Genomic DNA, 12,930 nt, shown 5'->3' on the forward strand with positions numbered 1-12,930 from the left:
ACGCAGCGCAGCGCTTCCGCGGCGATGCGAAGCATCGTCCGGATCAGCGGTGCGCTGCAGAGCCGGGGTCCATGCCACCGCTACGGGACTGCCTCTACCCCGCCGCCGCCTTCGCCGGCGCGACGCTGACCGCGAGCTTGCCGTAGCGGTCGGTGAAGGCCTCCGTGTCGATTTCCTCCAGCTTGATCTCGCCGCTCATCACGCCCTGCTTCCAGGCCGCCTGCGCCGGATCGTTCTGGAATTCCGGCATCACCTCGCGGCCGAACAGCTCCAGCGATTCGCAGATGTGCTCGTGGCTGTTCTTGCCCGCTTGGTTGAGCAAAATGACCTGGTCGATGTGCGAGCCCTGGAAGCGCTTCAGCTTCCTGCGGATCGTCTCGGGCGAGCCGATCAGGCCGCCGCGCAGCGCCGCCTCCTGCGCCTCCGGATTGTCGCGCTTCCACTTGTTGTACTCGTCCCACATGTTGACGGTGTAGGGCGCCGGACGCTGGCGATTCTGCGAGGCGCCGTAGAAGCGCAATGCGAACTGGAAGAAGGTGGCGCCGTCGGCGCGGGCGCGGGCCTCCTCGTCCGTCTTCGCGCACATGAAGAACGACACCAGCGCCATGTTCGGGTTGATCTCGTAGTCGGCGAGCTTGGCGAGCCGCTTGGTCATGGCGTTGTAATAGGCGTGCACCCAGGCATGCGCGGCATCCGCGCTGACGAACTGGAAGCCGAGCGCGCCAAAGCCGTGCCGTCCCGCGCGCTCGATGGTCTGTAGTTGCGAGCAGGCCATCCACAGCGGCGGATGCGGCTTCTGCACCGGTTTCGGCACGACGTTGCGCAAGGGGATGTCGAAATACTTGCCGTGATGCTCGCTTCCCGCGTCCTTGAACATCGGGAAGATCGCGGCGACGGCCTCCTCGAACACCTCTTTCTTGGTCTCCATGTCGCGGCCGAACGGCGTGAGCTCGGTGATGGAGGCGCTCTCGCCCATGCCGAATTCGCAGCGGCCGTTGGAGAGCAGATCCAGCACCGCGACGCGCTCGGCAACACGCGCCGGGTGGTTGGTGGTGAGCTGGAGGATGCCGTGGCCGAGCCGGATGTTCCTGGTGCGCTGGCTCGCGGCCGCGAGGAAGGATTCCGGTGAAGGCGAGTGCGAGTATTCTTCGAGGAAGTGATGCTCGACAACCCAGGCGTGGTCGTAGCCGAGCTGGTCTGCGAGTTCCATCTGCGAGAGCGCGTTCTGATAGAGGCTGAGCTCGTCGCCGGCCACCCACGGCCGTGGCAGTTGCAGCTCATAGAAGATGCCGAACTTCATGACGCCTCTCCCAAGTATTCTTGAGTTTTCTTGCCGCTTATATTTTTGTTGCGGGCATCTTAATGGGTGGGGCGACGCTGTCTACGCAGTCGCAATTCCGCCTTGCGGGAGAAGGGGCTTTTCGGCGCGGCGGCCATTCAGGACCACACCGATGAAGGTGAAGCGCACCAGCAGATGATAGCTCGCCAGCATCGGAGGAAGCGCGACGACGAGAATGATCGCGAACTTGAGCAGCCCGGGCCAGTCGAGCTGCGACAGCGCGACCTGCAGCGCCATCACGATCGGCAGGTGGATCAGATAGAGCCAGTAGGATGCATCGGCGAGGTAGCGCCACGTCCGACTGAAGCCGGACATGAAGCGGAGGGCGAGGCCGAGGACCGCGAATGTGGACACCCAAATCGCCGGTGCGTAGAGGATGGCGGAGATCAGCCTCAGCGTGGCGAAGCTGACCGGCAGTTTCGGCGCGACAGGCAACGACAGCATCACGCCTGACAACGCGAAGCTGACCAGGACCAGGACGAGCGCGAGCAGGACATGCGCGAGCCAGCGTCGCTCGATGAGCCGCAGCAGATCGACCTGCCGATGCAGGAGCCAGCCGACGCAGAATGCGGTGCCGAAACCGATCCAGGCCTGCGCGTTGGTGACGAGCGATTGATCCGGCGTCCTCACGCCCATCACGTTGATCCATCGTGGATCGAGGCAGAAGGCGATGCCGATCGGGATTGACAGAACCAGGGGAGCCAGCGGATTTCGCATGATGCGGGCGAAGACACGGTCAAACGCTGTGCGTAGCGTACCTGATATATCAAGCCAGACAATTGCGCCGCGCAGCAGAAGCGTCGCGACATAGAGCTCCAGCAGCACATAGAGAAACCAAAGGTGGGTCAGGGGGAACTTGGGCAATGCCGGCAGCCAGCCGGACGTGGGGTGGATCGGACCGCCATTTGGAAAGTGAGATGCCCAGATCACGATCAGAGCTATCGGCATGAACACGAGCGGCCAGCCGATCACGAACGGCAGGCCGATCCGCTGCAGCCTGTCCCTGACGAAGCCCCAGCTCCCCCGGCGGTGAAAGCTCATGCGGGCAAAGAAGCCGGCCATCAGGAAGAAGGTCGTCATCCGGAAGACGTGGATGGTAAAGGACAGCAGGCCTAGAGCGACGCTTGGATGGATATCCTGGATGATCCAGAACCGGGGCGAGGCCGGCACAAACGACAATGTCGCGTGCAGGACGATGCCGAGCAACAGGGCGCCACCCCTGACTGCGTCGAGAGCATGGAGCCTTTCCGATGCAGGGGCGGCGGCGGTCGAGTGGGACATGGATAGGCTCGTTCCGGCTGGATGGGAGTGTATGCTGGACGGTCTAATCCATCGGCACAGGGCCTTCTCGCCTGATCCAAAAATCGGCTAGCCGATTTCGCGGCGCGGTTGACTGAGTTCAGCGCTGTCGGGCCGGCTCAGCGCCTCACGCCGGAATTCCGTCGGGGTCATGCCGGTTTCGGCCTTGAAGGCCCGGTTGAAAGGTCCGATCGACTGGAAGCCCGCATCCATGGCGATGGTCAGCACCGGGACCTCCCGCTGCGTCGCTTCGGACAGCGCCAGCCTGGCATCCTCGATACGGTAGCGATTGAGAAACGCATTGAAGTTGCGATAGCCCAGCCCTTCGTTGATCGCCTGGCGCAATCGATGCTCGGGAACGTCGAGCCGCGCCGCGAGCGCTCCGATCGCAAGGCCTTCCTGCCGGTAGGTTCGCTCCACGGTCATCAGATGATCAAGGCGCCGGAGCAGGATCGGGTCGACGACGACCCGCCCCGCGGTGGCGCGATCGGCGACCTGGGCTAGCTTCCCCGCCTCGCCGGATGCGATCGCGGCCGTGGCGTCATTGACGGCCATCGCCGGCGCGCTGAACAGGCCGATGCCGGCAAGCATGGCCACCACGAACAGCCCGAGCGCGGTCGGGAGACTGCCGGGCGCACCGGGAACCGCGACGGGAATTGCGGCGAAGCCGGCGACGGCGACGGTCGCGATGAGCACGACATTGATCGCAAGCATCGCCAGCCGCAGTCGGCGTCGCCGCGCGACCAGATCGGCGCGCCAGGTCTTGACCGTCTGAACCGCGGCAGCGAGGGCCAGCACCAGGGTGGCCAGAGCCAGGACTCGCCCGCCTGCGCCGGCCAAAGCGGGCCAGTTCGCCCAGCCCAGCGTGATCGCAAATCCGAAAGCCATGATGCTCAGCCACAGGGCGCCGTGCCAACGCCTCAGCACGAAATCGTCGTCGAACGCCGCGCGCGCCCACAGCCAGAAGACCGCAGGCTGCGCGGACAGGATCGGCAACGTCCACCACCAAGCCGTTTTGGGCAGGCTGGGCGCCGTCGCGATCGCATAGAATATGCCGCCTGCGCACATCGCGATGCCCAGCAAAGCCTGTTGGCCGGTCGCACGACGCAGCAACGCCACGAGAACGATCAACAGGAACACGCCGCTCGCCGCGCCGCGAAGTCCGAGATCGATCGCCGTCAGCCCTGCCGCGTTCACCACTCGTATCCCCGTTCGATGCCAAACTGTCGCATCGCCCTCGCACGGGTACAACCCAAACTTGCGCTTGTGGTCTGGCGGCAGCCCATCGCAACTCGACGGATTGATCCAGATCAAGGCGTCAGTGGCCCTGCTGCTTCTAAAGTGCGGCAAGGCAACGGCCCGGATGCCGTCCCAATCCCCACATTCCAGACGAGACCGAATATGTCGGCCCCAGACGACGCGACTTCGCGCGTGCGCCGTAAGCGCATGGAGATTTTCGCTTTCCTGTTCCTGACCGCGATCGTGATGCCCGTCCTCGCGGTCGGAACGGTGGGCTCGTACGGGCTCGGCGTCTGGATCTACCAGATGTTCGCCGGCCCTCCCGGCCCGCCGCCCTCCCCGCATTGATCTCCTCGAAGCGAAAGACAGGCATCATGGCCGAATCCAAACTCAACCGCCGCGCATTGATTACCGGCCGGGTGCTCAGCGCCGAGCGCGTCATCTCGCCGCCCGGGTGCGAGATCGCCAGCATCATCGTGCAGGCGCGCCCCGAGCGCCTGGACCAGCTGGAAGCCGCGATCACCGCCCTTCCCGGCTGCGAGATTCACGGCCGCGATGCGCGCGGCAAGCTCATCGTCGTGACCGAGGCGCCTGATGCCGGCAGCCTCGGCACGCTGCTCAACACGATCCAGTCGCTGCCCGACGTCTATTCGGCGGCGCTGGTGTTTCACGCCATCGAAACGGCTTAAGGCCGGGAGAGTCGTCATGACATCGCCAAAGCTCGACCGCCGCCAGATGCTGAAGCTCGAGGCCGCCGCCATCGCGGCAGCCGCTGCGGGCATGCCGGCACCGGCGCTCGCCGCAAACCTCGTCGCCGAGCGCGACGTCGCCGAACTGAAATGGGACAAGGCCGCGTGCCGTTTCTGCGGTACCGGCTGCTCGGTGATGGTCGCGACCAAGAACAATCGCGTCGTCGCCACCCACGGCGACATCAAGGCCGAGGTCAATCGCGGCCTCAACTGCGTCAAGGGCTACTTCCTCTCCAAGATCATGTACGGCCACGATCGCCTGACGCAGCCGATGCTGCGCAAGACGGCGGGCAAATACGACAAGAACGGCGAGTTCACGCCTGTTACCTGGACCGAAGCCTTCGACATCATGGAGGTGAAGTGGAAGGAGGCGATCAAGAAGCGCGGGCCGAACGGCGTCGCCATGTTCGGCTCCGGCCAGTGGACGGTCTGGGAAGGCTATGCGGCCGTGAAGCTGTTCAAGGCCGGCTTCCGCACCAACAACATCGATCCCAATGCGCGCCACTGCATGGCCTCCGCCGTGGCCGGCATGATGCGCACCTTCGGCATCGACGAGCCGGCCGGCTGCTATGACGACATCGAGGCCACCGATGCCTTCGTGCTGTGGGGCTCGAACATGGCGGAGATGCATCCGATCCTGTGGACGCGCCTCGCCGACCGCCGGCTCTCCGCGCCGCATGTCCGCGTCGCCGTGCTCTCGACCTTCGAGCATCGCTCGTTCGACCTCGCCGACATCGGCATGGTGTTCAAGCCGCAGACCGATCTCTATCTGCTGAACGCCATTGCCAACCACATCATCAGGAGCGGTCGGGTCAACAAGGACTTCGTCGCCGCGCATACCATCTTCAGGCGCGGCCAGACCGACATCGGTTATGGTTTGAGGCCGGAGCATCCGCTGCAGAAGAAAGCGACGGGCGCGGCGAAGGCCAACGATTCCACCGAGATGAGCTACGACGAGTACGTCAAGTTCGTCTCCGAGTACACGCTGGAGAAAGCGGCCGAGATGTCGGGCGTGCCGCTCAATCGGCTGGAGGCGCTGGCCGAGCTCTACGCTGATCCCAAGACCAAGGTTGTCTCGTTCTGGACCATGGGCTTCAACCAGCACACCCGCGGCGTCTGGTGCAACAATCTCGTCTACAACATCCACCTTCTGACCGGGAAGATCTCCTCGCCCGGCAACAGCCCGTTCTCGCTGACCGGCCAGCCCTCGGCCTGCGGCACCGCGCGCGAGGTCGGCACCTTCTCGCACCGCCTGCCGGCCGACATGGTCGTCACCAACAAGGAGCACCGCACCAAGGCCGAGCACATCTGGCAGCTGCCCGAGGGCACCATTCCCGACAAGCCCGGCGCCCACGCCGTGCTGCAGAGCCGGATGCTGAAGGACGGCCTGATCAACGCCTATTGGGTGCAGGTCAACAACAATTTGCAGGCTGGTCCCAACGCCAACGAGGAGACCTATCCGGGCTTCCGCAACCCCGACAATTTCATCGTGGTCTCGGACGCCTATCCGTCGGTGACTGCGCTCGCCGCCGATTTGATCCTGCCGACCGCGATGTGGGTGGAGAAGGAGGGCGCTTACGGCAACGCCGAGCGGCGCACGCAATTCTGGCACCAGCTCGTCCCCGCGCCCGGCGAGTCCAAGTCCGATCTATGGCAGCTCATGGAGTTCTCAAAACGCTTCAAGATCGAGGAGGTCTGGCCCGAGGAGCTGATCGCCAAGAAGCCGGACGTGCGCGGCAAGACTCTGTTCGACGTGCTCTACAAGAACGGCCAGGTCGACAAATTCCCGACATCGGAGATCGAGGACGGCTACGCCAACGAGGAGTCCAAGGCGTTCGGCTTCTACGTGCAGAAGGGCCTATTCGAGGAATATGCCGCGTTCGGCCGCGGCCACGGCCATGACCTCGCGCCGTTCGACGCCTATCACCGCGAGCGCGGCCTGCGCTGGCCCGTCGTCAACGGCCAGGAAACCAAATGGCGTTTCCGCGAAGGCAGCGATCCCTACGTCAAGCAGGGCACGGACGTGCAGTTCTACGGCTATCCGGACGGCAAGGCGCGCATCTTCGCACTTCCTTACGAGCCGGCGGCCGAATCCCCCGACAACGAATATCCGTTCTGGCTGTCGACCGGTCGCGTGCTCGAGCATTGGCATTCCGGCACCATGACGCGCCGGGTGCCCGAGCTCTACAAGGCCTTCCCCGAGGCCGTGTGCTTCATGCATCCTGATGATGCGCAGGAGGCGAAGATCCGCCGCGGCGACGAGGTGAAGGTGGTCTCCCGCCGCGGCTTCATCCGCGTCCGCGTCGAGACGCGCGGCCGCGACCGGCCGCCGCGTGGCCTCGTCTTCGTGCCGTGGTTCGACGAATCCAAGCTGATCAACAAGGTGACGCTGGACGCGACCGATCCGATCTCGCTGCAAACCGATTACAAGAAGTGCGCCGTGCGCATCGAGCGGGTGAACGTGTCATGATGAAACGATTTGGAGTAGCGCTGCTCGCAGTCGCGATCGCGGCTGGCGCGAGTTCGCTGACCGCGCAGACGGTGACGTCAGGCTTGCGCGGCCCGACCCCGCTCAACGACGAAGGGCCGGCGCCGCCGATGCTGCCGAACCGCAACACCTCCGAAAGGGAAGTGCGCAACTATCCGGAGCAGCCGCCGGTGATCCCGCATGCGATCGACGGCTATCAAGTCGATCTCAACGGCAACAAGTGCCTGTCCTGCCACGCGCGGGCGCGCATCGCGGAATCGCAGGCGCCGATGGTCTCGATCACCCACTTCATGGATCGCGACGGCCAGTTCCTGGCTTCGATCTCGCCGCGCCGCTTCTTCTGCACGGAATGCCACGTGCCGCAGAACACGGCGACGCCGCCCGTCAGCAACGACTTCACCGACATCGACACGCTGCTGTCGCGCGCAAGCCCCGGTGGCCGCCGATGACGACGACCGCTGATGAACCCGGCGAGGGAATGAAGGCCAAGGGCGGCTTCGTCGCGCGAAGCTTGGACTTTGCGCGCGAGCTCTGGCAGGTGCTGATCCGTCCGAGCTCGGTGTTCGGGCTTGGTGTGCTGGTGCTGGCGGGCTTCATGGCCGGCGTGATCTTCTGGGGCGGCTTCAACACCGCACTGGAATTGACCAACACCGAAAAATTCTGCACCGGCTGCCACGAGATGAAGGACAACGTCTATGCCGAGCTGAAGTCGACCATCCACTTCGCCAACCGCTCCGGCGTGCGGGCGACCTGTCCGGATTGCCACGTGCCGCACAACTGGACCGACAAGATCGCCCGCAAGATGCAAGCCTCCAAGGAGGTCTGGGGCAAGATCTTCGGCACGATCGATACCCGCGAGAAATTCCAGGATCACCGGCTCGAGCTGGCGGCGCATGAATGGGCGCGCTTCAAGTCCAACGATTCGCTGGAATGCCGCAACTGCCACAGCGCCGATTCCATGGACATCACCAAGCAGTCGCCGCGGGCCTCGGTCGCCCACCAGCGCTTCCTGTTCACCAAGGAAAAGACCTGCATCGACTGCCACAAGGGCATTGCCCACCATCTGCCCGACATGCGCGGCGTTCCCGGCTGGCAGTAGCCTCGGCGAGGCCTGAGCGCGCGCCTCGTCCTTCGAGACGACCGCTTTGCGGTCTCCTCAGGATGAGGCTAGGCGGCATCTTCGCCCGTCGAGATAGCCGCCGCGCAGTCCGTCCTCATCCTGAGGGCCCACCAAAGGTGGGCGTCTCGAAGGATGGCCGCAGAAACAGCCTTTGAATGCGGCCGCCCTGCGCTTGAACCCTTGGGGCGAATGGTTAGTTTCGGCAGATGGCGAATCGCTCCGTTTCGCCCCTTCTCAAGACAGACATGGCCACATTCACCCCGCATCAGGATGCCGCGCTCAAGGCCGTTGGCGACTGGCTCAAGGCCAAACCCGGCCGCAACGGTACGCCGCCGGTGTTCCGTCTGTTCGGCTATGCCGGCACCGGCAAGACCACGCTGGCGCGGCACATCGCCGACGGCGTCGACGGCGAGGTGAAGTTCGCCGCCTTCACCGGCAAGGCGGCGCTGGTCATGCGCAACAAGGGCTGCGACGAAGCCTCCACCATCCATTCGCTGATCTATCGCACCCGCGAATCCGGCGAGGAGCAGCCGAGCTTCGAGCTGTGGGACGACGCCCCGGCCTCCAAGGCCAAGCTGATCGTGATCGACGAATGCTCGATGGTCGATGCCGAACTGGGCCGCGACCTGATGTCGTTCGACTGCCCGCTGCTGGTGCTGGGCGATCCCGCGCAGCTGCCACCGATCCAGGGCGGCGGCTTCTTCACCAATACCGAGCCGGACGCAATGCTGACCGAGGTGCACCGTCAGGCCCAGGACGACCCGATCGTGCGGATGTCAATGGACGTCCGCGAGGGCCGCGAGCTCGACATCGGCCGCTACGGCGAGAGCGAGGTGGTGTCGCGCAAGGAGCTCGACCCCGATCGCGTCATGGCCGCCGACCAGGTCCTGGTCGGCCGCAACAACACGCGGCGCGCGTACAATATGCGGGTGCGCCAGCGCCAGAACATCGAAGACGTTTTCCCCGTCGCCGGCGACAAGCTGGTCTGCCTGCGCAACAACCGCAAGAAGGGCCTGTTCAACGGCGGCCTGTGGCGCGTGAAGTCGCGCAACACCTCGCGCTCGAAATCCCGCATTCTCAGCATGAGGCTGTCGCCGGACGAGGATCTCGGCCACAAGGTGACCAAGGTCTCGGTGCGCGCCGATTGCTTCGAGGGCGGTGTCGAGGCCATCGCCTGGGAGCAGCGCAAGCCCTATGACGAGTTCGACTATGGCTACGTGCTGACCGTACACAAGTCGCAGGGGTCGCAATGGGACGACGTCGTGCTGTTCGACGAGAGCTTTGCGTTTCAGGAGAGCCGGGCGAGGTGGCTGTACACGGGGATCACGCGGGCGGCGAAGCGGCTGAGCATTGTGGTGTGAAGCTGCCGTAGCCCGGATGAGCGAAGCGATATCCGGGACAGAAGGACCCGCATGTCGCTACGCTCATGCGGGCTACGAATTCGAGCCCGGCCCTCACTTCCCCACAACAAAATAAAAATCCTCGCGGCCCGGCGGCGAGCCGTACGAAAACGGCTGCTGCTCGTGCTTGGTCACAAGCCAGACGTCGTCGCGGACGATGTCGAACAGTTTTCGGATCTCGACGCGCGGCACCTTGATTTCGCGGGCGAGTGCGGTGGCGAACGGGCTGTCGGCGCCGCCGTCGCCGTCCATCGCGGTCTCGCCGTGCTTGGCGGCGTAGACCACCATGAAGCCGGCGCCGGGCTCGATGTTGGAAAAGCCCTTGTCCACCAGCTTCAGCGACAGCGTGCGCTGCATGGTCGGCGCGAACGGATTGTCGCGGCAGGCATCCAGCATGACCAGACGTACTTTTCGCGCAGCGCCCACCGCCGCGATCACCTGCTCCAGCGCAACCGCCTGGGTCTCGGCGTCCCTGTCGGCGGCAAGCTTGGCATCGACGGGAACGAGATAGTTAACGCCGCCGATCTCGAAACCGTGGCCGGCGTAATAGACCACCGCCCAATCCGCCTTCTCCGCTTCGGCCGCAAACGTCTGCAACGCTTCGAAGAACTTGTCGCGGGTGAGGTCGCTGACGGATATCACGGTCTGGAAGCCGACGTCGCGCAGCGCGGCCGCGATCATTTTCGAGTCGCGTGGCGGATTGGGCAAGGCGTGGACGTTCTTGTAGGCGCCGTTGCCGATCACAAGTGCCACACGGCGCCCTGCGGATCCGGCTGACGGCTGCGGTGTCAGCGCAGCCAATCGCTCCTGCGCGATGGCGCGGGCGCGCGCGACGTCGAGCTCGTCGAACTTCGTCAGCGAATAGGCCGCCGCACGATAGTCGGCACGGGCCTGGGCGAGATCCTTCTTGCGCTCGTAGATCTGGCCGCGACCCGAATGTGCGCGCACATTGTTCGGGTTGATCTGGATCGCAATGTTGTAGTCCTTCAGCGCGGCGTCGAGATCGCCTTTCAGCATGTTGACGTCGGCGCGATTGTTAATCGCGTACGTGTTCTTCGGCTGCTTCTCGATCAGACCGTTGCAGTCGGCGAAGGCCTGGTCGAACTTGCCCATCATGCCGTAGGTGATGCAGCGGTTGCCGGTGATCTGCGGCGCGGCCGGTTCGATCTTCTCGGCCTCCGCGAAATCGGCGATGGCGCCGTCAAAATCCTGCATCAGCGTGCGCACGCGGGCGCGGTTGGTGTAACCGAGCAGGAATTTTGGCGCGTATTTGATCGACAGGTTGAAATCGTCGAGCGCGCTTTGCAGCGCGCCCCGGCGCAGCTGGATGATGCCGCGGTTGTTGTAGGGGACACCGTAGGTCGGGCGCTTCTGGAGCGCGAGGTTGTAGTCCGCCATCGCATGGTCGTCCTGACCCGTCCGCTCATAGGCGAGGCCGCGCAAATTGAGCGTGACGACATTGTCGGGATCGAGGTCGACGGCCATGGACAAGGTCTCGATCGCGTGGCCGTAGTCGCGCTTGTTGATCAGCGTATTGCCGCGCACGGAGAGCGCGATGCCCTTGTCCTTGCCGGTGACACGGTCGGCGTTGAGCAAATTGTCGCAGGCCTGCGCCCTCGCCTGCGCATCCGCCTGGCGGTCGCGGCAAAGGGCGAGGTCGTCGCCGGGTTGCGGTGCGGCCGCCGCGATCGAGCTCCAGGCGGCCAGGATGGCGAGAACGACGATGAGGGTCAGGGATGCGACGCGCAGCATGTTGTCAGGTCAGCTCCAGCCATCATTCTTTAGGTCGATCACCGATCGCGCCGGTTCATCTAGCGCGGAGTTCCGGTCCTCGCCAAGCCGGGCTGCTCCAGGCGGCGCGTTTCACAGACTCGTGTCCGTCCGGCCGTAACAATCGCCCGGTCCGCCCGTATCTCGAATGTCCGAAAATGCCGGCCAGGCTGTTCGCCCGGCCCCAACCGCCCTAGACTGTCAGACCTTCGGAAAGAGGATCGCCATGCGCCGACCTGCCGTCCTGTCCCTGCTCGCCGCAACCACCGCCCTGACGCTGGCCTTTGCCGCGCCGACCCGAGCCGCAGAGGATGCGGTCGTGATCCCCGCTCCCGCCGTTGACGCGACGCCCGCAAGCGGGATCCAGACCGCCGTGATCGCCGGCGGCTGCTTCTGGGGCGTGCAGGGCGTGTTCCAGCACACCGCGGGCGTCGTCAACGCGGTCTCCGGCTACGCCGGCGGCACCAAGGCGACAGCCGACTACCAGACCGTCTCGAGTGGCCGGACCGGCCACGCGGAATCCGTCGAGATCAAATACGACCCGAAGAAGATCTCCTACGGCAAGATCCTGCAGATTTACTTCTCGGTGGCGCACGACCCGACCCAGCTCAACCGGCAGGGCCCCGACAGCGGCACGCAATATCGCTCGGCGATCTTCACCACCTCCGACGAGCAGAAGAAGGTGGCCGAGGCCTATATCGCCCAGCTCAACGGCGCCAAAGTCTTCAGCAAGCCGATCGCGACCAAGGTCGGCGCGCTGGAGGCGTTCTATCCGGCGGAGGCCTACCACCAGGATTATCTGACCCTGCACCCGAACCAGCCCTATATCGCCTACAACGACCTTCCGAAGGTCGAGAACCTGAAAAAGCTGTTCGCGGATAACTATATCGAGAAGCCGACGCTGGTGAGCGCCAGCAAGGCCACCAACTGATCGCAAGATCACTGAACAAGATCACGGAAAACAAGTTCACCGAAAAAACGGGAGACCCATGCCCGACACCAAGACGAAAACCACGGACGACAAGGTCATCAAGAGCGAACAGCAATGGCGCAACGAGCTGTCGCCGATGCAATACGCGGTGCTGCGCGAGAAGGCGACCGAGCGTCCCTTCTCCGGCGAATATGAGCACGACCACCGCGCCGGTACCTATACCTGCGCCGGTTGCGGCAATGTGCTGTTCGAGTCCGACGCGAAGTTCGATTCCGGCTGCGGCTGGCCGAGCTTCACCCAGCCCGCCGCCGAGGGCCATATCGATGAGGAGCGGGACGTCAGCCACGGCATGATCCGCACCGAGGTGCTGTGCGCCAAGTGCAGCGGCCATCTCGGCCATGTCTTCCCCGACGGCCCGGGGCCTACCGGCTTGCGTTACTGCATCAATTCCGCAGCGCTGAAGCTCGAGCCCAAATAAACCTTGCGCGGGGGGGGGGGGGGGGCCGGCGGAGCCCCGGGGGGGGGGGGGGGTGTTTTTTGGTGGGGGGGGGGGGGGGGGGGGGGGGGGGGGGGGGGGGGGGGGGGGGGGGGGCGG

General features: G+C 64.7%; 12 protein-coding genes. 8 read left to right on the top strand and 4 right to left on the bottom strand.

The genetic code is table 11. The features are described 5' to 3' along the window. Window positions 1-94: 94 nt before the first annotated feature. The 3 genes from AC0L3A_RS11230 to AC0L3A_RS11240 form a co-directional block, all read right to left on the bottom strand. On the bottom strand, window positions 95-1,300 hold the full coding sequence (locus tag AC0L3A_RS11230; protein WP_007596175.1) for an LLM class flavin-dependent oxidoreductase: 1,206 nt from the start codon (window positions 1,298-1,300) through the stop codon (window positions 95-97). 81 nt (window positions 1,301-1,381) lie between these two features. Continuing rightward, window positions 1,382-2,620, bottom strand: a complete 1,239-nt coding sequence (locus AC0L3A_RS11235; protein ID WP_473254373.1) for an acyltransferase family protein — start codon at window positions 2,618-2,620, stop codon at window positions 1,382-1,384. 87 nt (window positions 2,621-2,707) lie between these two features. Further along, entirely contained in the window at window positions 2,708-3,835 is a 1,128-nt protein-coding gene (locus AC0L3A_RS11240; RefSeq protein WP_473254374.1) for an AraC family transcriptional regulator, read from the bottom strand. A gap of 204 nt (window positions 3,836-4,039) precedes the next feature. Here AC0L3A_RS11240 and napE point away from each other — a divergent pair, with 204 nt between their 5' ends. The 6 genes from napE (at window position 4,040) to AC0L3A_RS11270 (ending at window position 9,595) form a co-directional block, all read left to right on the top strand. After that, the gene (napE, locus tag AC0L3A_RS11245; protein WP_007596178.1) at window positions 4,040-4,225 is read left to right on the top strand and encodes a periplasmic nitrate reductase, NapE protein; all 186 of its coding nucleotides are present in this window, start codon (window positions 4,040-4,042) and stop codon (window positions 4,223-4,225) included. 26 nt (window positions 4,226-4,251) lie between these two features. Then, window positions 4,252-4,566 (top strand): chaperone NapD, encoded by a 315-nt coding sequence (locus tag AC0L3A_RS11250; protein WP_473254375.1) that lies wholly within the window; start codon window positions 4,252-4,254, stop codon window positions 4,564-4,566. 16 nt (window positions 4,567-4,582) lie between these two features. Continuing rightward, entirely contained in the window at window positions 4,583-7,096 is a 2,514-nt protein-coding gene (gene napA, locus AC0L3A_RS11255) for a nitrate reductase catalytic subunit NapA (protein ID WP_007596180.1), read from the top strand. Continuing rightward, entirely contained in the window at window positions 7,093-7,563 is a 471-nt protein-coding gene (locus AC0L3A_RS11260) for a nitrate reductase cytochrome c-type subunit (protein ID WP_007596181.1), read from the top strand. The genes napA and AC0L3A_RS11260 overlap by 4 nt, the downstream gene beginning before the upstream one ends. After that, entirely contained in the window at window positions 7,560-8,213 is a 654-nt protein-coding gene (locus tag AC0L3A_RS11265) for a NapC/NirT family cytochrome c (RefSeq protein WP_007596182.1), read from the top strand. The genes AC0L3A_RS11260 and AC0L3A_RS11265 overlap by 4 nt, the downstream gene beginning before the upstream one ends. A gap of 266 nt (window positions 8,214-8,479) precedes the next feature. After that, window positions 8,480-9,595 (top strand): ATP-dependent DNA helicase, encoded by a 1,116-nt coding sequence (locus tag AC0L3A_RS11270; protein ID WP_007596183.1) that lies wholly within the window; start codon window positions 8,480-8,482, stop codon window positions 9,593-9,595. 93 nt (window positions 9,596-9,688) lie between these two features. Here the strand turns inward: AC0L3A_RS11270 and AC0L3A_RS11275 are convergent, their stop codons facing one another. After that, window positions 9,689-11,386, bottom strand: a complete 1,698-nt coding sequence (locus tag AC0L3A_RS11275) for a caspase family protein (RefSeq protein ID WP_007596184.1) — start codon at window positions 11,384-11,386, stop codon at window positions 9,689-9,691. A gap of 244 nt (window positions 11,387-11,630) precedes the next feature. Here AC0L3A_RS11275 and msrA point away from each other — a divergent pair, with 244 nt between their 5' ends. Both msrA and msrB read left to right on the top strand, forming a co-directional pair. Continuing rightward, window positions 11,631-12,335: a peptide-methionine (S)-S-oxide reductase MsrA gene (gene msrA, locus AC0L3A_RS11280; protein ID WP_007596185.1), complete on the top strand. Its 705-nt coding sequence runs from the start codon at window positions 11,631-11,633 to the stop codon at window positions 12,333-12,335. Window positions 12,336-12,393: 58 nt separating this feature from the next. Then, window positions 12,394-12,813: a peptide-methionine (R)-S-oxide reductase MsrB gene (msrB, locus tag AC0L3A_RS11285; RefSeq protein WP_007596186.1), complete on the top strand. Its 420-nt coding sequence runs from the start codon at window positions 12,394-12,396 to the stop codon at window positions 12,811-12,813. The last annotated feature ends 117 nt before the right edge of the window (window positions 12,814-12,930 follow it).

This window comes from Bradyrhizobium sp. MI1.3 (assembly GCF_055811695.1).